Below are 24,444 nucleotides of genomic sequence, written 5' to 3'. Positions count from 1 at the left end.
AGCTTGCTCGCGAAAAACCCATCGACGACGCTGTGCTACCTGACAGCGCTGCATAATCGTTGACGTTCTTCGCGAGCAAGCTCGCTCCTACAGAGTGCGTTTGTCGGCTCCCGGCGCCTTCCTCCTGCGAATCTAAACCGAACATCTATCCTTACCTCAGGTCCATCTAGGGAGAGCAATGGATCGGAGGGATGTTCATCGTGCATATCGCTGACATAACCATGTTCTACGCCCCGGCCAGCGGTGGCGTACGCACTTACCTTGACGCCAAGCACCGGCGTCTGGCGCTCAAACCGGGCATTCGCCACAGCCTTTTGATTCCCGGCGCACATTTGAGCGAGCAGGACGGCATATTCAAAGTACCAGCGCCCGCCCTGCCCTTCGGCAAAGGCTATCGCTTCCCCCTTCGTTTGGCGCCCTGGCGAAATGTCCTGCACGATTTACAGCCCGATCTGATCGAAGTTGGCGACCCTTACCTGACCGCCTGGGCCGCGCTGGATGCCCGGCGTCAGTTGGATGTGCCGGTCATCGGCTTCTACCACTCCGACCTGCCACTGCTGGTGAGTAACCGCATGGGGCCTTGGTTTACACCCAATGTTGAAGCCTATGTGCGCAAACTCTATGGGAATTTTGACCGGGTGCTCGCCCCCAGCCAGGTAATGGCCGACAAGCTCACCGGGCTTGGCGTCAGAAATGTCTTCGTGCAACCCCTGGGCGTAGACCTGCAAACCTTCACCCCTGAGGTACGTGACCCCGGCCTGCGCGCCGAACTGGGGATCGGCGAAGACACTCGGCTACTGATCTTCGCCGGGCGCGGTTCCAAGGAAAAAAACCTGCCGGTGTTGCTTAATTGCATGAAGCGCCTAGGGGAAGGCTACCACTTGCTGCTGGTGGGCTCCGGCATGCCGGCCAACGTGCCAGACAATGTCTCTGTGATTGACGGATTCCGGCCCGCCCAACATGTCGCTCGGCTGATGGCCAGCGCCGACGCCTTACTGCATGGTGGCGACCAGGAGACCTTCGGCCTGGTGATCCTGGAAGCCATGGCCTGTGGTATTCCAGTGGTCGCCGTGGCGGCCGGGGCCTTTACCGAGATAGTCGACGAGCGTTGTGGCCTGCTGTGCGCGCCAAACAACCCCAAGGCCATGGCCGATGCGGTGCGCGAGCTGTTCAGTACCGACAGCCGACGCCTGGGTGCTCAGGCTCGGCGCCATGTCGAGCTGCATTATGCGTGGGATACGGTGGTCGATAGCTTGCTGGGGCATTACTGCGCCGTGCTGGGCAGCCATGAACCGATGCTCGCCCATGGCTGAGCGCGCGCTGATGCTGGTCCTGCACGACGTGGCACCGCACACCTGGGCCGACTACCGGCCCTTCGTCGAGGCTGTCGATGCGCTGGGCAACGTGCCCATCACTTGGCTGGTGGTGCCGGACTTCCATCACCATGACAACCTGGCCGCCCACCGCGATTTTCGGCGCCTGCTCGATAGCCGTGTCGCCAAGGGCGATGAACTCACCTTGCACGGTTACTACCATTGCGACGACCAACCTCGGCCGCGTACGCCAAAAGAGTGGTTTATGCGACGCATCTATACCCACGAAGGCGAGTTTTACCAGTTGTCCGAAGCCGAGGCGTTGCGGCGGCTGACCGCCGGCATTGAGGTATTTGAGCGCAATGGCTGGCCGCTGCATGGCTTTGTTGCGCCCGCCTGGTTGATGAGCGACGGTACCCGACAAGCATTGCGCCAGTTGCCGCTGAGCTACACCAGCGACCCGCAACATCTTTATCGCCTGCCGGATTTCACGCCTATCAACGCCCCCGGCCTGGTGTGGAGTGCCCGCAGTGCCTGGCGCCGGGGATTATCCAAAATCCTCAGTGACCGCCGTGAACAGCGGTGGCAGGCAGCCCCGCTGATCCGACTGGGATTGCACCCAGTGGACATGCGCCACAGGTTTTCCCGGGATTATTGGCTACACACCCTGCAACGCCTGCTCAATGCGGGGCGCGTCCCCCAAACCAAGGCCGCCTGGCTGGCGACGCAGCCATGGGCCGACTGATCTGGTTAGTGTTGGCGCTCTTGGTGGCGCTGGTGGTCCCATTGTGGCTAGGCGGCGGCGAAAGCATTGCGCGCCTGCGCCAGTTTCCGTTGCCCCAGTTACTGGGGATGTTCGCCATGATCATTGGCTGCTGGCTGATCAACAGTCTGCGTATCCGCCTGCTGCTTGGCGAGCATCGCGGCGAGTTAGGCCCGCTTAAAAGCCTTGGCGTGGTGATATCCACCGAGTTCGCCATGTGTGCAACACCCGGCGGCAGCGGCGGGCCGTTGACCCTGATGGCCCTGCTGGCACGCAATGGCATCCGCCCCGCCCAAGGCAGCGCGGTGTTTGCCATGGACCAGTTGAGCGACCTGATGTTTTTTCTCTGCGCACTGGTGGGGATCTTGCTGTATGCGCTGTTCCATAGCCTCAGCCCGCGCCTGGAGTGGTTGCTGGGGCTCAGCGCCGTGTCGATGGTGGGTGGGGTAATCAGTGGCTGGGCCGTGGTGCATTTTCACCGACGGCTGATTCGCCTGGCGGGTTTGGCACTCAAGGCCATGAAGGTCAGCGCTGCCACCCGCCGACGCTGGGCACGCCGGTTGCTGCGTTTTCTTGCGGCGTTCAGCGCAACCTTGAAGCTACCCTGGCACACCTTGCTTGGGGTCTTTGCGCTGACCAGCCTGCATTGGCTGCTGCGTTACAGCGTGCTGTACCTGGCGCTGCGCGGGCTGGGGGGCGAGGTGCAGTGGGCCTGGAGCTTTCTGATCCAGATGTTATCCCTGACTGCCGGGCAGTTCAGCCTGGCGCCAGGCGGGGCCGGCGCTGCGGAGTTGACGTCAGCGGCACTGCTGGCGCCCATGGTGGGCACATCCACAGCGGCGGCGGCGATTCTGATCTGGCGCGCGGTGACCTACTACTTCTATTTGCTGGCCGGTGCGCCAGTGTTTCTATTGATGGTCGGCAAACCGCTGCTCAAGCGTCTTTTTCAGGGGCGGCAGGCGACTCATCCTGCGCCTGTGTCTGTTCCCATAAACGCGCCGCGCCTGGAAAATCAGTACCATCCTCGGCATCCAGCGCGTCCGGGTCGTAACGACTCAAACAGCCCTCGCCCAAGGTAGCAGGCGCCCGTGAGGTGGCTTTATCGAGCGGGTCGCTCATGGGAATCTCCTGAAACAAAAATAAAAAAGGGCCTGGAGAGTTTTACCTCCAGGCCCCGGTGTCTTTCAATCAGAACCGCTGGGTCAGAAGACCACGGTCTTGTTGCCGTGCACCAACACGCGATCTTCCAGGTGGTAGCGCAAGCCACGGGCCAACACCATCTTCTCGACGTCACGGCCGAACCGCACCATGTCTTCAATACTGTCGCTGTGGCTGACGCGCACCACGTCCTGCTCGATGATCGGGCCGGCGTCCAGCTCTTCGGTCACGTAGTGGCAGGTTGCACCAATCAGCTTCACGCCACGCAGGGAAGCCTGGTGATACGGCTTGGCACCGACAAAGGACGGCAAGAAGCTGTGGTGAATGTTGATCACCTTGCCAGCGTATTCGCGGCACAGCTCTGGTGGCAGGATCTGCATGTAACGCGCCAGCACCACTACATCCGCGTCATGCTGCTTGACCAGGCGCGACACTTCGGCGAATGCCGGCTCCTTGTCCTGTGGGTTGACCGGCACATGGTAATAAGGGATGCCATGCCATTCGACCATGCTGCGCAGGTCGTCATGGTTGGAGATCACGCAGGCAATCTCGCAATCGAGTTCGTCGCTGTGCCAGCGGTGCAGCAGGTCTGCCAGGCAGTGGGATTCGCGACTGGCCATCAGCACCACGCGTTTCTTCTGCTCTGTATCGGTGATGTGCCAGGTCATCGAAAACTCTTCGGCAATCGGCGCAAACGCCTCGCGGAAGGCTTCCAGGCCAAAGGGCAACGTATCGGCACGGATTTCGTGACGCATGAAAAACCAACCACTGAGATCGTCCGAGTGATGGCTCGCCTCGGTGATCCAGCCATTATGGGAAGCCAGAAAGTTACTGACCTTGGCAACGATGCCAACCCGGTCCGGGCAAGCAATCACCAGCCGAAAAGTGCGCATTAGGGGGAAACTCCAGAACTTCACAAAGGCCGCTATTCTAGCGATTACGCAGAAAAACTGCAGTATTCCCTTGCACCTTATCTTGAGGCATGGCCGTGGTAACACCCCTTAATCGTGTAAGGTTTTACCACCGCTATATGACGATACAACGGCATGCTCAGGCCGGTAGCAAAAAATTAAGGCGATTATCTTTTGCGCATAACGCTTACTAATTAACTCATCGGCCAGGTTTTCTCACACACATTCAACATCATTCACCTAAATACCGTCTTAAATGTTTACTTGATGAAATTGCCTGACTATTATTAGGCCACTCACCCTGTCAATCAGCGTTCTACATAAGGTAGTCCACATGTCACTGATCAACGAATACCGCGCCACCGAAGAAGCTATCAAAGAGCTGCAAGCCCGTTTGAAGAACCTGTCCGAAGACGACAAGCTGAAAACCGAGCTGGAATTCGAAGGCAAATTGCGCACCCTGATGGGTGAATACTCCAAATCCCTGCGTGACATCATCGCGCTGCTGGATCCAGAGTCGAAAGTTAAAGCACCTCGCGGCGCTGTGAAAACTACCGGCACCAAGCGTGCTCGCAAGGTCAAGCAATACAAAAACCCACACAACGGCGAAGTGATTGAAACCAAAGGTGGCAACCACAAAACTCTGAAAGAGTGGAAAGCCAAGTGGGGCGGTGACGTAGTTGAAGGTTGGGCAACCCTGCTGGGCTAAGCCCGGTCGGACGTTCACCCGATACGTCACACATGAAAAACGCCAGCTTGCTGGCGTTTTTTATTGTCTGAATATTCTGTAGTTATGCGCCTACAGATTCAGGCGCGCCGCTAAGGAATCCACATAGTCCTGCCATTGCGCCAGTACCTGGCACTGAAACGATGTAGCACTAACCGCCAACTCCTCACGTGCCTGCTTAAATGCCAACAGGGTATTCGGCGCCCCCCACTGTGCATCCGACAAACGTTGCTGACAGAAAAGTTTCCAGCGTTGTTGCTCCTCATTGTTCAAGGTTTCAGGAAAGTTACGCGCCCGGTAGCGAAATAATAATTCCGGCAAACGATGATCATCGAACGGCCACTGCTGACGGGCTAATTGCGCGGGCTCTGCCATGCGAACTTGCTCACATAAACGGCGGTCACGGTCACCCATAAAACCATCGTAGAGCTGCTGCTCCGGGTCCGAGTTCGACGCAAAGTCTTCCTCGGCATAAATGGCCGCTAACTTGTCCCGCCAAACTTCCTGTGCGTCAGTTAGCCGCAGCGCCCGCGCGAGGCAAGCTTCCTTATCCAATTGAAGGCGCTCAAGGTCTTGAGGGCGCAGCACCTTCAACGGCGCAACCACCGGGCAGCGGTTGATATGCAGCAACTTGAGCGGAACCGGCAGCTCACCTTCGGCCAGCTCATCGCGGCGCGTGTAGAGACGCTGGCGCAGGGTCGCCGCATCCAGGTCCAACAGCCCTTGTGGATCGAGCCCCAGGTCACAAACGATCAAGGCATTGCGATTGCGCGGGTGCCAGGCCAGGGGCAAGACCACGCCAAGGTAATGGCGCTCGGCAGAGAATCGCCCGGAGATATGCACCATCGGTTGCAACAACCGCACCTGATCCATGACCCGCTGTTTGCTGCGCAGTTGAAACAACCACTCATACAACTTCGGTTGTTTCTCCCGGACCAACCGCGCCAGGGCGATGGTTGCACGCACATCCGACAACGCGTCATGGGCCTGGCCATGGTCGATGCCGTTGGCCTCGGTCAAGCGTTCGAGCTTGAGGGTCACACGCCCATCCTGCTCGGGCCAGTTGATCCCCTCCGGCCGCAGGGCGTAGGCGGTGCGCATCACATCGATCAAGTCCCAGCGGCTGTTGCCGCCCTGCCACTCGCGCGCATACGGGTCGAAAAAATTGCGGTACAGACTGTAGCGCGTCATTTCATCGTCGAATCGCAGGGTGTTGTAGCCGGCGCCGCAGGTACCTGGCGCGGCCAGCTCGGCGTGCACCCGAGTCATGAAATCGGCTTCGGCAAGGCCCTTCTCGGCGAGGACACCCGGCGTGATGCCCGTGATCGCGCACGCTGCCGGGTGAGGCAGGATATCGTCGCTGGGCTGGCAATAAAGATTGATCGGCGCACCGACCTCATTGAGCTCAAGGTCGGTGCGGATACCGGCTACCTGGAGCGGACGATCGTTGCGCGGGTTGATGCCGGTGGTTTCATAGTCGTACCAGAAAATCGAGGTCACGGGCTATTCCTGTGCTGAAGACCGACAAAGTCTAGGCGCTGCAAGGCGTTCGGGGCCAGCGATACCTTACTGTATAAATACCCAGAAAAACCTCGGGTGGTTGCTTCCACCGTCGACACTGCTAGCATCCGTGTCTCTCAAGTCGCCTCGCACTGCCAAGGATCGCAATGCCATCTACGCCTTTGGATACCCACTATCAGATAGAAACACCAGAGGGCATCGACCTGCCCCTGCGCCCTGCTGGCCTGCCCTCTCGGGCATTGGCCTTCGCATTCGACCTGGGCGTGCGAGGGATCATCATGGGTATCCTGCTAGTGCCGCTGGCGCTGCTCGGCAATGTGGGGATCGGGCTGGGTTCGCTGCTGCTGTTCCTGGTGAGCTGGTGGTACATGGTGTTGTTCGAAGTGCTCAACCAGGGCTGCTCGCCGGGCAAGCAGGTCATGGGCCTGCGCGTGGTGCAGGATGACGGCACGCCCATTGGCTGGTCGGCATCATTGATCCGCAACCTGCTGCGCTTTGTCGACATGCTGCCCTTCGGTTATTTCCTCGGCGCGATCAGTTGCCTGCAGCATCCGCACTTCAAGCGGCTCGGCGACCTGGCGGCAGGTACGCTGGTGGTCTACCGCGAGCTGCCGCTGGTACGTCCAAGCATCCCTCAAGCATCCGCCCTGCGCCTGCCCTTCGCACTGGAGCTGAGCGAACAGCGGGCCATCCTCGGTTTCGCCGAACGCCAGGCCGAACTCTCGGCCGAACGGGTGCATGAACTGGCCGCCATTCTCGCAGGGCCCCTGCAGGTGTCTGCGCCGCGTGCCGTGGAGCAACTCAACGGTGTAGCCCGTGGTTTGTTGGGGCCGACATGAAGCAAAGCCTTTTTGAAAGCCGCCACCAGCATCAATGGCAAACCTTCGCCGAGCAGTTGAAGCAACTGGAGCAAGGTAAAGCCAAGGCCGCCGATGTTGCCGACTTCCCGCATCAATATCGACGCCTGTGTCAACACCTGGCCCTGGCTCAGCAACGCGGCTACAGCAGTTACCTGATCGATCCGTTGCAACAACTGGCACTGCGTGGCCATCAACAACTGTATCGTCATCGCAGCCATCTGACAGCAAACATACTGGCGTTTCTTCTCGCCGACTTCCCGCGCCTGGTACGCGAACAATGGCGCTTCGTGCTGATCGCCGGCCTGCTGTTCTTTGGCAGCCTGGTGGGGATAGCCCTGCTGGTGTACCTGTTCCCCGACCTGGTCTACAGCATCATCAGCCCCCAGCAGGTGGCCGAGATGCAGGGCATGTACAACCCCGACGCCAGCCGCCTGGGCCGCGCTGCCGAACGTGCCGCCAGCGAAGACTGGATGATGTTTGGCTATTACGTGATGCACAACATCGGCATCGCCTTCCAGACCTTTGCCGCCGGCCTGTTGTTTGGCCTGGGCAGTGCGTTCTTCCTTATTTTCAACGGTTTGGTCATAGGTGCGGTCTCCGGGCACCTTACCGACATTGGCTATGGCCAAACCTTCTGGTCGTTTGTCATTGGTCACGGCGCATTCGAGCTGAGCGCCATCACACTGGCCGGTGCCGCAGGATTGCAACTGGGCTGGTCACTGGTCGCCCCCGGGCGCTTGGCGCGCAGCGAAGCCCTGCGCCTGGCCGCACGCAAAAGCGTACGGATGCTTTGCGGTGTCATGGTGTTCCTGTTGATCGCCGCCTTTATCGAAGCCTACTGGTCCTCAACCACTCGCATTGAGCCCTGGATCAAATACGCAGTAGGCGTCGCGCTCTGGCTGCTGGTGGCCGCTTACCTGACCCTGGCCGGGCGGAGTCGCCATGCGCCTGACTGACGCCAGCGTAGTGATTCGCCCGCGCACTTCCTGGGAAGCCATGGACCTGGGTGTGCTGATGGCCAGGGAACACCGTGTCCTGCTGATGGGCAGTTGGGCGCTGGTAAGCCTGCCGGTATTCAGCCTGTTGACGGTACTGCTCTGGAATTACCCGTCTTTGGTCATGTTCCTGTTCTGGTGGCTCAAGCCGGCCTTCGACCGCTTGCCGCTGTACATTCTTTCCCAGGCTCTGTTTGGTGAGCGCCCCAGCCTCAAACAGGCCGTTCGCCATTGGCCGCAGTTGCTCAAGGGGCAACTGTTCGCCAGCCTGACCTGGAGGCGGCTGAGCATGAGCCGCAGCTTCACCCTGCCCGTCAGCCAACTGGAAGGCCTGGACGGTGACGCACGTCAACGGCGCCTTGGAGTGTTGCTGCAACATAACGCTGGCGCCGCACGCTGGCTGACGACGATCGGCGTGCACCTGGAAATCGGCCTGTGGTTTGGCGGCATGGCCCTGTTCTATCTCTTCATCCCGCAACAGGTTGAACTGGACTGGGACTGGCAACGGCTGGTACTGGCATCAGGCTCGGACGTGCTTTGGCTTGAGCACCTGAGCAATGCCTTCTATGCGCTGGTCCTGGTGTTCTGGGAACCCATCTACGTCGCCTGTGGCTTCAGCCTGTACCTCAACCGCCGCACGGTGCTGGAGGCCTGGGACCTGGAACTGGTATTCCGTCGCCTGCGCCAGCGCCTGAGCAACGTTGCACCGCTGTTGTTGCTGGTCGTTGGCCTGGCACTGCTACAAGTCAGCCCACCGACCATGGCAGATGAAACCACAGCCCATAAGCCACTTAGCACCCAGGCCGCCAGCCAATCCATCCAGGCATTGCTGGAAAAGCCACCTTTCAAGAACCCGGAAACCGTCACACGCTATCGGTTTGGCGAAGAAAAAGCGCCGGTTAAAAACAAGGCCAAGGGCGACGGCAAATTACCTGGCTGGCTCCAGGCACTGCTCGACAACCTTAACAGCGACACCTTCAAATACGTCGCCAAAACCTTGGAAATACTGCTCTGGAGCCTTGTGATTGGCGGCCTGGCCCTGGTGTTCTGGCGTTACCGTGAATGGTTGCGCACGTTCGTCAGCCGCCTTGGACCCACTCGCACTACCGCCCCCTCATCCGCTCCCGCTCAGCTGTTCGGGCTGGAGCTGGGCGCCGAGACATTGCCCGAAGACATCGCCAGCACCGCCGAACAGCTATGGCCCACCCAGCCACGGGAAGCCCTTGGCCTGCTGTATCGCGGGTTGCTCAGCCGGCTGTTGCATGAGTTCGACCTGCCACTGACAAGCGCCGATACCGAGGGGCAGGTGCTGGAGCGCGTTCATCGTTTGCAACAACCGCAATTACTGGCGTTCAGCGACGAACTGACACGCCACTGGCAAAACCTGGCCTATGGTCACCGTCTGCCGCCCTCTTCAGCCCAACAGAAACTGTGCAGCGACTGGCGTGCTCTTTTCAGTGACGGAGCGAGCCAATGAACCGGGCGTTATTGTGGACAGCGCTGTTGCTGGCGTGCCTGTTGGGTGCGGGCAGCCTATATGTCTGGCACAAGGCAACTCCCTACGACGAAGTGGTAGATCGCGGCCCTTCGCCAGAGGCACGCGCCAACCCTTACCTGGCCGCCGAGCACTTTCTGCGCCAGCAAGGCGTGGCGGTGGCGCACGCCAATGGCCTTGAACGACTCGCCGACCTGCCTGCCAAAGGCCATAGCCTGTTGCTGCTGGGGGAGCGCAGCAACATGACCCCGCGCCAGGTCGAACAACTGCTGGGCTGGGCAAAAGCCGGTGGCCACCTGCTATTAGTCGCCGAAGCATTATGGGATGAGGAAACCGGCACAAGCGGTGACCTGCTGCTTGATCGCCTCACAATCCGCCAAGCCCTGAGCGAAACCTTCGACGAACCCGCGCCACCGCGTAAAAAAACCAAGCCGGACCTGACCAAGCTCTATGTCGACAACGAAACCGCCCCGGCGTACTTCAGTTTTGACACCGACTTCAACCTCACCGACCCCAAGCACCTGGCGCAGTTTTCCGCCAACAGCGCCAAGTCCAGCCACCTGATGCAACTTGACCTCGGGCAAGGCCACGTAACGGTGATCACCGACAGCGACCTGTGGACAACCACCAATATCGGCAAACATGATAACGCCTGGTTGCTGTGGTATCTGAACCAGGGCACCGACGTCACCTTGCTGTTCAACAGCGACACGGACGATCTGTTTACCCTGTTGTTCCGTTATTTCCCCCAGGCCCTCGTCGCCCTGATTGCGCTGGTTGCCCTGGGGCTGTGGCAGGCAGGCATGCGCCACGGCCCGATCCAGGCACCGGCGCCCAAGGCACGTCGCCAACTGCAGGAACACTTGAAGGCCAGCGCGGACTTCCTGTTGCGCCGCAGCGGCCAGGGCACTTTGCTGCAAGCCTTGCAACACGACATTCTGCGCGCAGCCCGGCGACGTCATCCCGGGTTCGAACACCTCAATGCGGCAGGGCAACGGCAGGTGCTGGAACACCTTACGCGACAACCCCCTCACATCATCAGCCAGGCGCTTGAGCCCGTTGCGCTGAAGCGGCTCTCCAGTGCCGACTTCAGCCGTCAGGTGGCGCACCTGCAAACCCTCAGGAATGCCTTATGAGCGACTCTCCACTGGCCACCACCCTGACCGCCGAAAACCTTCAGCATGCCAGCCAGCAGGCCCAGGCGCTGCGCGTGGAATTGCGCAAGGCCGTGATTGGCCAGGACCTTGTGATTGACGACGTGCTCACCGCCTTGATCGCAGGCGGCCACGTACTGCTGGAAGGCGTGCCTGGCCTGGGCAAGACCTTGCTGGTACGAGCCCTGGCCCGCTGCTTTGGCGGTGATTTCGCGCGTATCCAGTTCACCCCGGACCTGATGCCCAGCGATGTCACCGGCCACGCCGTTTACGACCTGCAGACCGAACAGTTCAAACTGCGCAAGGGGCCGTTATTCACCCATCTGTTGCTGGCCGACGAGATCAACCGTGCGCCGGCCAAGACCCAGGCAGCGCTGCTGGAAGCCATGCAGGAACGTCAAGTGACCCTGGAGGGCGAGGCGTTGCCCATCGGCCAGCCCTTCATGGTGCTGGCGACCCAGAACCCTATCGAACAGGAAGGCACCTACCCACTGCCCGAGGCCGAACTGGACCGCTTCATGCTCAAGGTGCGAATGGACTACCCGGATGCTCTACAAGAGCTGGATATGGTCCGCGAAGTGACTCGCTCGTCCAAGGCAGACATGTTGGAGGTGCAGCCGTTGCGTACCGTGCTGCAAGCCGAGGACGTAGTACGGATACAGCAAATTGCCAGTGACTTGCCGTTGGATGAGCAGGTGCTCGACTACGCCGTGCGCTTGGCCCGTGCCACGCGCAGTTGGCCAGGGCTGGCCATCGGTGCCGGCCCCAGGGCCTCCATCGCCCTGGTACGCGGCGCCCGTGCCCGTGCGCTGTTGCGCGGTGGCGAATTCGTCACCCCCGATGACATCAAGGGCTGCGCCCTGGCGGTACTGCGTCACCGGGTACGCATCGCACCAGAACTGGACATCGACGGCTTGGAAGTCGACCAGGTGCTCCAGCAGTTACTCGACCAGATTGCGGCACCAAGGCAATGACGCAGCCATGAAACCGACCCGTCTGCTCCTGACCTGGCTGAGCGTTCTGCTCGGACTGAGCACCCTGCTGGGTGCCTCGGCAGCGTTGCAGTTGAAAGTACCCGCCACCTTGCATTCCGTGGCCTGGGGCCTTCTGCTGGCCCTGTTGCTGTTGGCGATGCTGGATGCCGCACGCTTGCGTCGCCGACCTACGGCCTGGGTGTACAGGATATTGCCCGGCAGCCTGGCGCTGGGGCGCTGGGAAGAAATACGCCTGAGCCTGGAGCACGACTATCCACAACCACTGACCGTGCAGGTGTTTGATCACGTGCCCGACGGCCTGAGCCTAGAGAACCTGCCTCAATCCATTCAACTACGCCCCGGTGAACGTGCTGAGCTGGGCTATCGCGTGCGCCCCTTGCGCCGCGGGCACTTCCATTTCAGTCGCTGCGAACTGCTGCTGCCCAGCCCACTGGGGCTGTGGTCGGCACGACGCTGGGTCGAAACCCACGATGCCACCCGTGTTTACCCGGATTTCGCACGTTTATACGGTGCGCAGTTGCGGGGTGTGGATAACTGGCTGAGCCAACTGGGCGTGCGCCAACATCAGCGGCGAGGATTAGGCCTGGAGTTTCATCAACTGCGCGAGTTTCGTGAAGGTGACAGCCTGCGCCAGATCGACTGGAAAGCCACCGCCCGCCAACGAACGCCCATTGCCCGGGAATATCAGGATGAACGCGACCAGCAAATCGTGTTCATGCTCGATTGCGGCCAGCACATGCGCAGCCAGGATGATGAACTGTCCCATTTCGACCACGCACTCAATGCCTGCCTGCTGCTGAGCTACGTTGCCTTGCGACAGGGCGATGCCGTAGGGCTGTGCACGTTTGCCAGCGACCAGCCGCGCTACCTGAAGCCGGTCAAGGGCAGTGGCCAATTGAACCTGTTGCTCAATGCGGTCTATGACCTGCAGACCACGCGAAAAACCGCCGACTACCAGGCGGCCGCCAGCCAGTTGCTGGCACGTCAAAAACGCCGGGCGCTGGTGATCATCGTCACCAACCTGCGGGATGAGGAGGATGAAGCGCTGATGGCTGCCGTCCAGCGTATCGGCAGGCATCACCGGGTACTGGTGGCCAGCCTGAGGGAAGAAGTCCTCGACCAACTACGCCAGGCGCCTGTGCAGACATTGCCCGAAGCGCTGGCTTACAGCGGCACGATCGATTACCTCAACACCCGCAACCAACGCCATGATCGCTTGAGTGCCCATGGGCTGTCGGTGCTCGATACCTTGCCATCGGCGCTGGGTGCCGGGCTGATCACGCGCTATCTGGAGTGGAAAAAGGCCGGGGTATTCTGAGGATGACTGCGCAGGGTCATGACCAGGAAATGGCCACGACCCCACGCATAACTCAGACAGAGGCCTGCAAAGGGTAAAAGCTGAAGTACTGCAACAGCGCGCTGATCAGGTGCCGGTACTCTTCGGGCGCCTCAAGCACGCTGAACCCCGAGTCGTAATGCTGCGGGGTGACATCCTCGTGACTCCACAAGCAGGTTGCCGTGAGGTCAATCGCCTTGAACTCGCCTTGCGCCACCGGCACTTTCAAGCGCAGCTCGAAATCCACCTCGGTCATCATGGGTAACGAGCTGATCAACATCAGACCGTTTTCAGACACATTTCCAAGATAGCCGATTGGCTTGTCAGTAATACGATTGAACACCTGCAGAAAATACGGCAGTTGATGCCGCTCGATCCGTCGTTCGGTAAACATGGTGAAGTTGCCATCCAATAGCCAAAAATCTGGCCGTGCCAGTGATTCGGAACAAGCAATCGCTCGCTCTCCCTGGATCTCGGTGTGACATCACGTACCGCTTGTCACCAAACAGCTGCCGAATCCGGGCCTTGCATCCGTTCGAATGGGAAACTGCACAAACAGACATTCAAAGATTAGCGCAAGACTGGCGACAGGCCAGCCATGAAGCGACAAATACCCTTACAACGACGCAGGCCTTGGTTTTGCCAGGCCTGCAGCCGGCAGATGCCCTAATTGCTGCAAGGTATCGAGCCGCGCACGGGCTCGATAGGCGTACTCACTCGACGGGTAGTGGCCGATGATGAACTGATAGGTCTGTGCGGCATCGACAAACAGTTTCTGGCGTTCCAGGCACTGCCCGCGCAACATCGAAACCTCCGGTTGCACGTAGCGGCGGGTACGGCTCTCGCGATCGACCTGGGACAACTCCAGGGTGACACGTTGGCAATCACCAACCCCATAGGCGCGGTAAGCGTTGTTCAAATGGTGGTCCATCGACCAGCGGGTACAGCCGACAACACTGACGGCCAGGGCAGCAACGAGCAAAATTCGCATGGGGTTCTCCTGTCTTGTGCAGTGTATCGACCCCTGGTCGAAAATCTTCAAGGTGTTTGCCTATTCAACCGCAGCCAAAACAAGCCAATCGTCGATAAGTAGTGCAAACGAACAATGACTACAACGAAAGAGCATAGTAGCCTTCCCCAGCGCTTGAACTCAGGAGTCCGTGCATGTCCGTCCGTCGTACCAAAATCGTCGCCACCCTTGGCCCGGCCAGTAACTCGCCGGAAGTCCTCGAACAGCTGATTCTGGCTGGTTTGGACGTCGCCCGTCTGAACTTCTCCCACGGCACCCCGGACGAGCACAAGGCTCGCGCCAAGCTGGTGCGTGACCTCGCCGCCAAGCATGGCCGCTTCGTTGCACTCTTGGGTGACTTGCAAGGCCCGAAAATCCGTATCGCCAAATTCGCCAACAAGCGGATCGAGCTGAAGATCGGTGACAAGTTCACCTTCTCCACCAGCCACCCGCTGACCGAAGGCACCCAGGACGTGGTGGGTATCGACTACCCAGACCTGGTCAAGGACTGCGGCGTCGGTGACGAGCTGCTGCTGGACGACGGCCGTGTGGTGATGCGCGTCGATACCGCCACCCCGACCGAACTGAACTGCACCGTGATCATCGGCGGCCCGCTGTCGGACCACAAAGGCATCAACCGTCGCGGTGGCGGCCTGACGGCGCCGGCCCTGACTGAAAAAGACAAGGCCGACATCAAGCTCGCCGCCGAAATGGAAGTGGACTACCTCGCCGTGTCCTTCCCGCGCGACGCCGCCGACATGGAATACGCCCGTAAGCTGCGCGACGAAGCCGGCGGTACCGCCTGGCTGGTAGCGAAGATCGAACGTGCTGAAGCCGTGGCCGACGATGAAACCCTCGACGGCCTGATCAAGGCCTCCGATGCCGTAATGGTTGCCCGTGGCGACCTGGGCGTGGAAATCGGTGACGCCGAGCTGATCGGTATCCAGAAGAAGATCATCCTGCACGCACGCCGTCACAACAAAGCGGTGATCGTTGCGACCCAGATGATGGAGTCGATGATCCAGAACCCGATGCCGACCCGTGCCGAAGTGTCCGACGTGGCCAACGCCGTGCTCGACTACACCGACGCCGTGATGCTCTCGGCTGAAAGTGCTGCCGGCCCGTACCCGCTGGAGGCCGTGCAGGCCATGGCGCGTATCTGCGTCGGTGCCGAAAAGCACCCGACCAGCAAGACTTCCAGCCACCGCATCGGCAAAGTCTTCGAAAGCTGCGACCAGAGCATCGCCCTGGCTGCCATGTACACCGCCAACCACTTCCCGGGCGTGAAAGCGATCATCGCCTTGACCGAAAGTGGCTACACGCCGTTGATCATGTCGCGCATCCGTTCCTCGGTGCCGATCTACGCGTTCACCCCACACCGCGAAGCCCAGGCCCGCGCGGCCATGTTCCGTGGCGTGTACACCATCCCGTTCGACCCGGCGTCGCTGGCACCGAACGAAGTCAGCCAGAAGGCGATCGACGAGCTGGTCAAACGCGGCGTCGTGGAGAAAGGCGACTGGGTCATCCTGACCAAGGGCGACAGCTACCACACCACCGGTGGCACCAATGGCATGAAGATCCTGCATGTGGGCGACCCGCAGGTCTGAGTGACAGGCTGAAAAACAAAAGCCCCGCCATGTGAATGGCGGGGCTTTTTGCATTTCAATGCAGGCCGATGTGTTGAATTTCAGGGCCTCATCGCAGCATAGGTATCTACACAACTTTAATGCGACGCAAGGGAGCTTGCTCCCGCGAAGACGGCCTGGCAGCCGACGCTGATCTAACTGATGCCCCGCGATCCAATGTGGGAGCTGGCTTGTCGGGTCGCCGCATCGCTGCGAAGGCGGCCTGAAAGCCGACCAGGATTTCGGATCAGACCGCGTACATATCCGTTCCTGCGGTAATGGCTGCTATTGGTTCCGCTTTTACAGCGGGTCACTGTTGAAGAGCCCAAAAGTAACCAAAAGGCTCTTGCCCCACCACTCGGCACCTCGCTCAGGCTCGGTGTGCCCGTAATCCGCCAGTGATTTGGGGGGCCGCCGCCACGCGCCATCCATGGCGCGGGGCGGCTAAACCGGCATCCCTGCCGGTTTACCCCCCAAATCCCTGTCGAATTCCGGCCAGCGTGGTTTAACGGGGCGCCTAAGATCAAGATCAAAAGCAGATCAAGATCAAGAGCGGCTCGCTTCGCATCGTGGTTACCGTCGGCTGCTACAGGCTACAAAGTTGTGTAGATACCTATGCTCATCGCAGGCAAGCCACACAGTAGTCCGTGTCTGGTCAGACAACTCGGTCTACTGTGGGAGTTGGCTTGCCTGCGATGGCGTCATCAGCGCCGGGCGATAAACTCCGATACCGACTTGAGCAGGCTTTTCATAAAGTGAAAGGGCGGGATAGAAACACATCCGCCAGCAATTGATTACGCGGCAGTCCCGCCAGGAACAAGCGCTTGGAAAAGGCCTCGACGCTGGCTGGGTGCCCGCAAAGCAAGGCCAGGGTGTGCCGGGAAACCAGCCGCAGTTGCGCCAATGCCGGCTGCAACTGCGCCGCGGTCCATAGCTCCACGGTCAGGTTCCCATGCTGGGCGGCAAGGGCTGCCAGGGGTTCAGCCAGATAATGAGCCTCGGCCTCATGGGCCAGGTGAATCACGCGAATCTCGCCTTGATGATCCTGGCGCAGAGCCTCACGCAACACACCCCACAAGGGCCCCAGGCCGGTACCGGAAGCCAGCAACCACAAAGGCCGCGATTGCCAGTCAGGATCATAGTGCAGCGCTCCACCCCGCAGCTCGCCCAGGCGCAAAGGATCACCGACCTTCAACTGTCGCGCCGCATCGCTGAATGCACCGGGTTGGCGACACTCGATATGAAACTCCAGGTACGGCTCCTCCTGAGGCAGGCTCGCCAGGGAATAAGGGCGCGCCACCTGCCCCGCCCACAGCACCAGATGCTGCCCGGCGTTGTACCGCAGGGCACGTTCCGGTTGCAGACGCAGGCGCAGTACCGTCGAACTCAGCCAATCGGCGCCCACCACCTGGGCGGGCAGGCCATCGCGCTGAGGGTCAAACGCTTCGACCTTCAGGTCCGCACTGACCCGGCACTGGCACGCCAGGCGCCAACCTTGCTGGCGCTGCGTCGGGCTCAGGGCCTCGGGCTGCTGGTCGTCAACCTCGCCCTCGCAACGCACCAGGCACGCATGGCAACTGCCGGCCCGGCAACTGAAGGGCACGGCCACGCCGGCCTGATTCAAGGCATCCAGCAGGTTGCTGCCGGGGGAGACAGACCAGTGGCGTTCGCCGACGTACAGTTCAGGCATAACGCCGTTACCTCTATAGGTAGGAGCGAGCTTGCTCGCGAAGATCGCTAACGATAACGCGGACAACCTGATGAAACCCACCAGATTCACGCTTTTCGCGAGCAAGCTCGCTCCTACAGATAACCGGGCCGGGCATTCGTGACCATAGTCGGGTGTATCGGCCACCGTGCCGGGTTATACTGCCGCGCCTTTTTAGCGTCGCGCCTGCACCATTCTGGCGTGCCTTGGAAAGATGGCTTCAGCCGACCGATGCAACACTGACGCCATCTTTATTGAATGTTCCCTTATAGAGGAGCGCGACTCATGACCGTGATCAAGCAAGACGACCTGATTCAGAGCGTTGCCGACGCCCTGCAATTCATTTCCTACTACCACCCCGTTGACTTCATCCAGGCCATGCACGAAGCCTACCTGCGCGAAGAATCGCCGGCGGCCCGTGACTCCATCGCCCAGATCCTGATCAACTCGCGCATGTGTGCCACCGGCCACCGCCCGATCTGCCAGGACACCGGTATCGTCACCGTGTTCGTGCGCGTAGGCATGGATGTGCGTTGGGATGGCGCCACCATGGGCCTGGACGACATGATCAACGAAGGCGTGCGTCGCGCCTACAACCTGCCAGAAAACGTCCTGCGTGCCTCGATCCTCGCCGACCCGGCCGGCGCCCGCAAGAACACCAAGGACAACACCCCTGCGGTCATCCACTACTCCATCGTCCCGGGTAACACCGTGGAAGTGGACGTGGCGGCCAAAGGTGGCGGTTCCGAAAACAAGTCGAAAATGGCCATGCTCAACCCGTCCGACTCGATCGTCGACTGGGTGCTCAAGACTGTTCCGACCATGGGCGCCGGCTGGTGCCCACCGGGCATGCTCGGCATCGGCATCGGCGGTACCGCCGAGAAAGCCGCAGTAATGGCCAAAGAAGTGTTGATGGAGTCCATCGACATCCACGAGCTGAAAAAGCGCGGCCCGCAGAACCGTATCGAAGAAATGCGCCTGGAGCTGTTCGAGAAGGTCAACCAACTGGGTATCGGCGCCCAGGGCCTGGGTGGCCTGACCACCGTACTCGACGTGAAGATCATGGACTACCCGACCCACGCCGCCTCCCTGCCGGTGTGCATGATCCCCAACTGCGCCGCCACCCGTCACGCACACTTCGTGCTCGACGGTTCGGGCCCGGCGTCGCTGGAAGCGCCACCGTTGGACGCCTACCCGGAAATCGTCTGGGAAGCCGGCCCATCGGCCCGTCGCGTCAACCTCGACACCCTGACCCCGGAAGAAGTGCAGAGCTGGAAGCCGGGCGAAACCGTACTGCTCAACGGCAAGATGCTCACCGGTCGCGACGCGGCGCACAAGCGCATGGTCGAGATGCTGAACAAGGGCGAAACCTTGCCGGTGGACCTCAAGGGCCGCTTTATCTACTACGTCGGCCCGGTTGATCCGGTGCGCGAAGAAGTGGTTGGCCCGGCGGGCCCGACCACCGCGACGCGGATGGACAAGTTCACCCGTCAGATCCTCGAGCAAACCGGCCTGCTGGGCATGATCGGCAAGTCCGAGCGCGGCCCGACCGCCATCGAAGCGATCAAGGACCACAAGGCCGTGTACCTGATGGCCGTGGGCGGCGCCGCGTACCTGGTGGCCCAAGCCATCAAGAAGTCGCGCGTGGTTGCCTTCGCCGAACTGGGTATGGAAGCCATCTACGAGTTCGACGTCAAAGACATGCCGGTCACCGTTGCAGTGGACAGCAAAGGTGAGTCAGTCCACATCACCGGTCCTGCCATCTGGCAGAAAAAGATCAGTGACAGCCTGGCGGTAGAAGTGCAGTAAGCACCTCATCCAAAAGAATAAAGGCGACTGCGGCCCCATGGCCCAGTCGCCTTTTTTTCTGCCTGGAGCAAGGGGGCTAGCTCCCACACAAGCTCCTTGGCCACAAGATATGAGCCGCCCATGCTATGGTGCTCGCCCCTTACCGTGCCTGTTCATCATCGTATGATCGTGATCCCTCGCCCCCTGCGCCTGACCTTCTATTCCCTGTTGATCATCGCCGGTGCGGTGCTGGCCGCCGCCTTGGCCACGCGCCATGCCGAACGCCAGGCCCTGGTGGACGACGCCGCCCGTGCCAATCAGCAGCTCGCGCTGTATGCCAACTCGCTGCACACCCTGATCGAACGCTACCGTGCCCTGCCCGCCGTACTGGCGCTGGATTCGGAGATGATCAGCGCCTTGAAGGGCCCGCTGGACGCCGCCACGCAAGACCGGCTCAACCGCAAGCTGGAGCGCATCAACGGCGCTGCGCAGTCTTCGACCCTGGAACTGATGGACCGCACCGGCCTGGCCGTGGCCGCCAGCAACTGGAACCTGCCCAGCAGTTATGTCGGCCACAACTACGCGTTCAGGCCGTATTTCAGCCAGACCTTGAGCCAGGGCACCGGACGCTTTTATGCGGTGGGGGTGACCACCGGTATTCCGGGCTACTTTCTTTCCAGCGCGGTCGTGGATGAGCACGAGCAGTTCCTCGGTGCCATGGTGGTCAAGCTGGAGTTCCCCGAGCTGGAGCGCGAATGGGCCCAGGGCAATGACCTGCTGTTGGTCAGCGATGCGCGGGGCATCGTGTTTATCGCCAACCAGCCGGGCTGGCGTTATCGCAACCTGCGGCCGTTGTCCGAAAATGACCTGGCTGAACTCAAGGCCACCCGCCAATACGACAAGAAGCAACTGCAGCCGCTGGACACCCAGCCTCTGCTGCGCTTTGACGAAAACAGCCACTTGATCCGCGTCAACGGCCCCGACGGCAACGCCAATTACATCTGGGAGTCGCTACCGCTCAAGCACGAAGGCTGGACCCTGCACCTGTTGCGCAAACCCCAGTTTGCCTTCGAAGACCAACGTAACGCGGGCCTTGCCGCCGCAGGCTCGTGGCTGGCATTGGTATTCTTAGTGCTGTTCCTCAGCCAGCGCTGGCGCCTGGCCCGCTTGCGCCAGCGCAGCCGTGAAGAACTGGAGCAATTGGTCGAAGAACGCACCCAGGCGTTGCGCACCGCCCAGGATGGTTTGGTGCAGTCAGCCAAGCTGGCGGCGCTGGGGCAGATGTCGGCCGCCCTCGCCCATGAAATCAATCAGCCGCTGACCGCCCAGCGCATGCAACTGGCGACGCTGCGGCTGTTGCTCGACCATGGTCGCGTGGACGATGCCTACAAGGCCCTCACACCGTTGGATGACATGCTCACGCGCATGGCCGCGCTCACCGGCCACCTCAAGACGTTCGCCCGCAAGAGCCCCAGCGGCCTGCGCGAAAAGCTGGACCTGGCGACAGTGGTCGACCAATCCCTGCACCTGCTCGACGCGCGCCTGCGTGACGAAAGCATCGGTGTGGTGCTGGACCTGACGCGCCCGGCCTGTGTACGCGGCGACGCGATCCGTCTGGAACAGGTGTTGATCAACCTGCTGCGCAACGCCCTCGACGCCATGGCCGATAAACCGCGCAAACGCCTGGAAATCCACCTGCACGCTGATCAGCAGCTGTGGCAGTTGAGTGTCTGCGACAGCGGCGGCGGGATTGCCGAAGAACATTTGAGCAGCGTGTTCGACCCGTTTTTCACCACCAAACCGGTGGGCGACGGGCTCGGCTTGGGGCTGGCGGTGTCCTACGCTATCGTGCATGAACTGGGGGGGCGCCTGAGTGCCGCTAACCGTGGTGATGGTGCAATCTTCACCTTGACCCTGCCTATCGCCCTGGAGACGCCAGACCTATGTTGAACGCGGTAATTGTGGTCGATGACGAAACCAGTATTCGCACGGCCGTCGAGCAATGGCTGAGCCTGTCGGGGTTTGACGTGCAGTTATTCAGCCGCGCCGAAGAGTGCCTGGCGCAACTGCCCAAGGACTTTGCCGGGGTGATTCTGAGCGACGTGCGCATGCCCGGGCTCAGCGGCCTTGAGCTGTTGGCCGAGGTGCAGCGCCGCGATGCCGATTTGCCGGTGATTTTGCTCACGGGCCATGGCGACGTACCAATGGCCGTGGAAGCCATGCGCGACGGGGCCTACGACTTCCTGGAAAAACCCTTCAGCCCCGACGCCTTGCTCAACAGCCTGCGCCGGGCGCTGGACAAGCGCGGCCTGATCCTGGAAAACCGTCGCCTGCATCAACAGGCCGATCATCGCGCACAGTTGGAGTCCAGCCTGCTGGGCGTGTCCAAGGGACTGCACAGTTTGCGACGCCAAGTGCTGGACCTGGCGAGTTTGCCGGTCAATGTGCTGATCCGGGGTGAGACCGGCAGCGGCAAGGAGTTGGTCGCCCGCTGCCTGCACGACTTCGGCCCACGCGCCAAGAAGCCGTTCGTGGCCCTCAATTGCGCGGCAATCCCCGAGCAGTTGTTCGAAGCCGAGCTGTTCGGGCATGAAAGCGGCGCCTTCACCGGCGCCCAGGGCAAACGCATCGGCAAGCTGGAATATGCCCACGGCGGCACGTTGTTCCTGGATGAAATCGAAAGCATGCCCCTGGCCCAACAGGTGAAATTGCTGCGCGTGTTGCAAGAGCAGAAGCTGGAGCGGCTGGGCTCCAACCAGAGTATCCATGTGAACCTGCGCATCATCGCCGCCACCAAGCCCGACCTGCTGGAAGAAGCCCGTGCCGGGCGCTTTCGCGAAGACCTGGCCTATCGGCTCAACGTCGCGCAACTGCGCCTGGCGCCATTGCGTGAACGTCGCGAAGATATTCCGCTGCTGTACGAGCATTTTGCGCAAAGCGCCGCCGAGCGCCTGGGCCGCCAGGTCGAGCCCTTGAGTGGGCCACAGTTGGGGCGCCTGCTCAGCCATGACTGGCCGGGTAATGTGCGCGAACTGGCCAACGTCGCCGAGCGCCAGGTGTTGGGGCTGGACGAGCCGGAACCGGAAGGGATCGAGGCCGGGCAGTCGTTGGCGGCGCAGCAGGAGGCGTTCGAGGCACACTGCCTGAAGGCCGCGTTGACGCGTCACAAGGGTGATATCAAGGCGGTGCTGGCCGAGTTGCAACTGCCGCGTCGTACCTTCAATGAGAAGATGCAGCGGCATGGGTTGGTAAGGGAGATGTTTGTGTAGCGACCTTTGGATCGCCATCGCGGGCAAGCCCTAATGCCAGTCAGTTAAGGCTTTTTTGTAGGAGCGAGCTTGCTCGCGAAAAACTCAAAGGCGCCGCGTTCAGTCAGCAAGCACGCGTTATCGTTGACGTTTTTCGCGAGCAAGCTCGCTCCTACAGAAGGCGATGACCGCTTAACTGGCTTGCCTGCGATGGCGACGGCAGCCATAAGCGGATTTCCGCTCATCAGCTAAAAATTATCAGCGACTTTCCGCTCAAAAAAAATTCGTAACCCTTCTATTCCGGGCCTTCCTCTACCTGGCACAGCTTCTGCTATAGCCCAAGCCAGGCAGTGCTCAAGCACGCTCCATAAAAACAACTAGATGAAGGATCCTTCAATGGATAACTCCAACTCCCTGCCTCTGGGATCGGCGTCTGCGCCGGCAAAAGAACGCACCACCTCCAGCCGCATCAAGTCGATTTTCAGCGGATCGGTCGGCAACATGGTCGAATGGTACGACTGGTACGTCTACGCCGCCTTCTCGCTGTACTTCGCCAAAGCCTTCTTCCCCAAAGGCGACACCACCGCCCAATTGCTCAACACCGCCGCGATCTTCGCCGTGGGCTTCCTGATGCGCCCGATCGGTGGCTGGCTGATGGGCCTGTACGCCGACAAAGTCGGGCGTAAAAAAGCCTTGATGGCCTCGGTGTACCTGATGTGCTTCGGCTCGCTGCTGATTGCCCTGAGCCCTGGCTATGAAGTCATTGGTATCGGTGCGCCGATCCTGCTGGTGTTTGCCCGCCTGCTGCAAGGCCTGTCGGTCGGCGGCGAATACGGCACCTCTGCCACTTACCTCAGTGAGATGGCGACCAAGGAACGTCGCGGGTTCTACTCCAGCTTCCAGTACGTGACCCTGATCTCCGGCCAGCTCATCGCCCTGGCGGTGCTGATCGTGCTGCAACAGGTGCTCACCACCGAGCAGTTGTATGCCTGGGGCTGGCGTATCCCGTTCGCCATCGGTGCCTTGTGTGCAGTGGTCGCGCTGTACCTGCGTCGCGGCATGGAAGAAACCGAGTCGTTCACCAAGAAAGAAAAAGCCAAGGAAAGCGCAATGCGCACCTTGATGCGCCACCCCAAGGAACTGATGACTGTGGTCGGCCTGACCATGGGCGGCACCCTGGCGTTCTACACCTACACCACGTACATGCAGAAATACCTGGTGAACACCGTCGGCATGAGCATCTCCGACTCCACCACCATCTCGGCGGCAACGCTGTTTCTGTTCATGTGCCTGCAACCGATCATCGGCGGGCTGTCGGATAAAATCGGCCGCCGCCCGATCCTGATCGCCTTCGGCGTGCTTGGCACCCTGTTCACCGTGCCGATCCTCACCACCCTGCACACCATCCAGAGCTGGTGGGGCGCTTTCTTCCTGATCATGGCGGCGCTGATCATCGTCAGCGGCTACACCTCGATCAACGCCGTGGTGAAGGCCGAGCTGTTCCCGACCGAAATCCGCGCACTGGGCGTAGGCCTGCCGTACGCCCTGACCGTGTCGATCTTCGGCGGTACCGCTGAATACATCGCGCTGTGGTTCAAGAGCATCGGTATGGAAACTGGCTACTACTGGTACGTGACCGCGTGTATCGCGGTGTCGTTGATGGTGTACGTGACCATGAAAGACACTCGCAAGCACTCTCGAATCACCACCGACTAAAAATGTGGGAGCGGGCTTGCTCGCGAATGCGGTGGATCAGTCAATAAACCTGTCGACTGACACACCGCATTCGCGAGCAAGCCCGCTCCCACATTCGTTATGATGCGTGCCCCAGAATTCTG

Annotated in this window: 20 protein-coding genes; 15 read left to right on the top strand and 5 right to left on the bottom strand. The window is 60.7% G+C overall.

Annotated elements, in window-relative coordinates:
- Positions 1 to 191: 191 nt before the first annotated feature.
- The 3 genes from BUE92_RS07795 to BUE92_RS07785 are packed head-to-tail and all read left to right on the top strand — an operon-like array spanning position 192 to position 3,155.
- Entirely contained in the window at positions 192 to 1,313 is a 1,122-nt protein-coding gene (locus BUE92_RS07795) for a glycosyltransferase family 4 protein (RefSeq protein ID WP_073522917.1), read from the top strand.
- Entirely contained in the window at positions 1,306 to 2,058 is a 753-nt protein-coding gene (locus BUE92_RS07790; RefSeq protein ID WP_073522916.1) for a DUF2334 domain-containing protein, read from the top strand. Before BUE92_RS07795 ends, BUE92_RS07790 begins: the two co-directional genes overlap by 8 nt.
- Positions 2,046 to 3,155 carry a lysylphosphatidylglycerol synthase transmembrane domain-containing protein gene (locus BUE92_RS07785; RefSeq protein ID WP_073522915.1) on the top strand — a complete coding sequence of 370 codons (1,110 nt, stop codon included), beginning with the start codon at positions 2,046 to 2,048 and terminating at the stop codon, positions 3,153 to 3,155. The genes BUE92_RS07790 and BUE92_RS07785 overlap by 13 nt, the downstream gene beginning before the upstream one ends.
- 123 nt (positions 3,156 to 3,278) lie before the next feature.
- Here the strand turns inward: BUE92_RS07785 and purU are convergent, their stop codons facing one another.
- Positions 3,279 to 4,127, bottom strand: a complete 849-nt coding sequence (purU, locus tag BUE92_RS07780) for a formyltetrahydrofolate deformylase (protein ID WP_019821236.1) — start codon at positions 4,125 to 4,127, stop codon at positions 3,279 to 3,281.
- A 352-nt stretch (positions 4,128 to 4,479) separates the two neighbouring features.
- Between purU and mvaT the strand changes: the two genes are divergently transcribed.
- Positions 4,480 to 4,854: a histone-like nucleoid-structuring protein MvaT gene (gene mvaT, locus BUE92_RS07775; RefSeq protein ID WP_019821235.1), complete on the top strand. Its 375-nt coding sequence runs from the start codon at positions 4,480 to 4,482 to the stop codon at positions 4,852 to 4,854.
- A gap of 90 nt (positions 4,855 to 4,944) precedes the next feature.
- Here mvaT and sbcB read toward each other — a convergent pair whose 3' ends face one another.
- A complete protein-coding gene (sbcB, locus tag BUE92_RS07770) occupies positions 4,945 to 6,372 on the bottom strand; it encodes an exodeoxyribonuclease I (protein ID WP_073522914.1) in 1,428 nt (475 codons plus the stop codon).
- A gap of 167 nt (positions 6,373 to 6,539) precedes the next feature.
- On the opposite strand from sbcB, the gene BUE92_RS07765 reads away from it, so the two are divergent.
- The 6 genes from BUE92_RS07765 to BUE92_RS07740 are packed head-to-tail and all read left to right on the top strand — an operon-like array spanning position 6,540 to position 13,210.
- Positions 6,540 to 7,232: an RDD family protein gene (locus tag BUE92_RS07765; protein ID WP_073522912.1), complete on the top strand. Its 693-nt coding sequence runs from the start codon at positions 6,540 to 6,542 to the stop codon at positions 7,230 to 7,232.
- The gene (locus BUE92_RS07760; RefSeq protein ID WP_073522910.1) at positions 7,229 to 8,209 is read left to right on the top strand and encodes a stage II sporulation protein M; all 981 of its coding nucleotides are present in this window, start codon (positions 7,229 to 7,231) and stop codon (positions 8,207 to 8,209) included. The genes BUE92_RS07765 and BUE92_RS07760 overlap by 4 nt, the downstream gene beginning before the upstream one ends.
- Complete coding sequence (locus BUE92_RS07755) at positions 8,196 to 9,725, top strand: DUF4129 domain-containing protein (RefSeq protein ID WP_073522909.1); 1,530 nt, start codon at positions 8,196 to 8,198, stop codon at positions 9,723 to 9,725. Before BUE92_RS07760 ends, BUE92_RS07755 begins: the two co-directional genes overlap by 14 nt.
- The gene (locus tag BUE92_RS07750; protein WP_073522908.1) at positions 9,722 to 10,879 is read left to right on the top strand and encodes a DUF4350 domain-containing protein; all 1,158 of its coding nucleotides are present in this window, start codon (positions 9,722 to 9,724) and stop codon (positions 10,877 to 10,879) included. Before BUE92_RS07755 ends, BUE92_RS07750 begins: the two co-directional genes overlap by 4 nt.
- Entirely contained in the window at positions 10,876 to 11,871 is a 996-nt protein-coding gene (locus BUE92_RS07745) for an AAA family ATPase (RefSeq protein WP_073522907.1), read from the top strand. The genes BUE92_RS07750 and BUE92_RS07745 overlap by 4 nt, the downstream gene beginning before the upstream one ends.
- Positions 11,872 to 11,878: 7 nt before the next feature.
- Positions 11,879 to 13,210, top strand: a complete 1,332-nt coding sequence (locus BUE92_RS07740) for a DUF58 domain-containing protein (protein WP_073522906.1) — start codon at positions 11,879 to 11,881, stop codon at positions 13,208 to 13,210.
- A 52-nt stretch (positions 13,211 to 13,262) separates the two neighbouring features.
- Here the strand turns inward: BUE92_RS07740 and BUE92_RS07735 are convergent, their stop codons facing one another.
- Both BUE92_RS07735 and BUE92_RS07730 read right to left on the bottom strand, forming a co-directional pair.
- Complete coding sequence (locus tag BUE92_RS07735; protein ID WP_073523102.1) at positions 13,263 to 13,622, bottom strand: PilZ domain-containing protein; 360 nt, start codon at positions 13,620 to 13,622, stop codon at positions 13,263 to 13,265.
- A gap of 222 nt (positions 13,623 to 13,844) precedes the next feature.
- A complete protein-coding gene (locus tag BUE92_RS07730; protein WP_003193903.1) occupies positions 13,845 to 14,219 on the bottom strand; it encodes a tetratricopeptide repeat protein in 375 nt (124 codons plus the stop codon).
- Between the two features lie 173 nt (positions 14,220 to 14,392).
- On the opposite strand from BUE92_RS07730, the gene pyk reads away from it, so the two are divergent.
- Entirely contained in the window at positions 14,393 to 15,844 is a 1,452-nt protein-coding gene (gene pyk / locus BUE92_RS07725; protein ID WP_073522903.1) for a pyruvate kinase, read from the top strand.
- Between the two features lie 766 nt (positions 15,845 to 16,610).
- Here the strand turns inward: pyk and BUE92_RS07715 are convergent.
- Positions 16,611 to 17,552, bottom strand: a complete 942-nt coding sequence (locus BUE92_RS07715) for an iron-sulfur-binding ferredoxin reductase (protein WP_073522901.1) — start codon at positions 17,550 to 17,552, stop codon at positions 16,611 to 16,613.
- 303 nt (positions 17,553 to 17,855) lie between these two features.
- Here BUE92_RS07715 and BUE92_RS07710 point away from each other — a divergent pair, with 303 nt between their 5' ends.
- From BUE92_RS07710 to BUE92_RS07695, 4 genes are all read left to right on the top strand, one after another.
- Positions 17,856 to 19,379, top strand: a complete 1,524-nt coding sequence (locus tag BUE92_RS07710; RefSeq protein ID WP_003193907.1) for a fumarate hydratase — start codon at positions 17,856 to 17,858, stop codon at positions 19,377 to 19,379.
- A gap of 162 nt (positions 19,380 to 19,541) precedes the next feature.
- Positions 19,542 to 21,308, top strand: coding sequence for an ATP-binding protein (locus tag BUE92_RS07705; RefSeq protein WP_073522899.1), 1,767 nt, complete (start codon positions 19,542 to 19,544; stop codon positions 21,306 to 21,308).
- The gene (locus tag BUE92_RS07700; RefSeq protein WP_073522896.1) at positions 21,302 to 22,627 is read left to right on the top strand and encodes a sigma-54-dependent transcriptional regulator; all 1,326 of its coding nucleotides are present in this window, start codon (positions 21,302 to 21,304) and stop codon (positions 22,625 to 22,627) included. The genes BUE92_RS07705 and BUE92_RS07700 overlap by 7 nt, the downstream gene beginning before the upstream one ends.
- A gap of 375 nt (positions 22,628 to 23,002) precedes the next feature.
- Positions 23,003 to 24,322, top strand: a complete 1,320-nt coding sequence (locus tag BUE92_RS07695) for an MFS transporter (RefSeq protein WP_073522894.1) — start codon at positions 23,003 to 23,005, stop codon at positions 24,320 to 24,322.
- The last annotated feature ends 122 nt before the right edge of the window (positions 24,323 to 24,444 follow it).

This window comes from Pseudomonas fluorescens (genome assembly GCF_001902145.1).
Classification (GTDB): domain Bacteria; phylum Pseudomonadota; class Gammaproteobacteria; order Pseudomonadales; family Pseudomonadaceae; genus Aquipseudomonas; species Aquipseudomonas fluorescens_BV.
The sequence above is the reverse complement of the archived record's forward strand: the minus strand, read 5'-3'. Positions and strand labels throughout refer to the sequence as shown.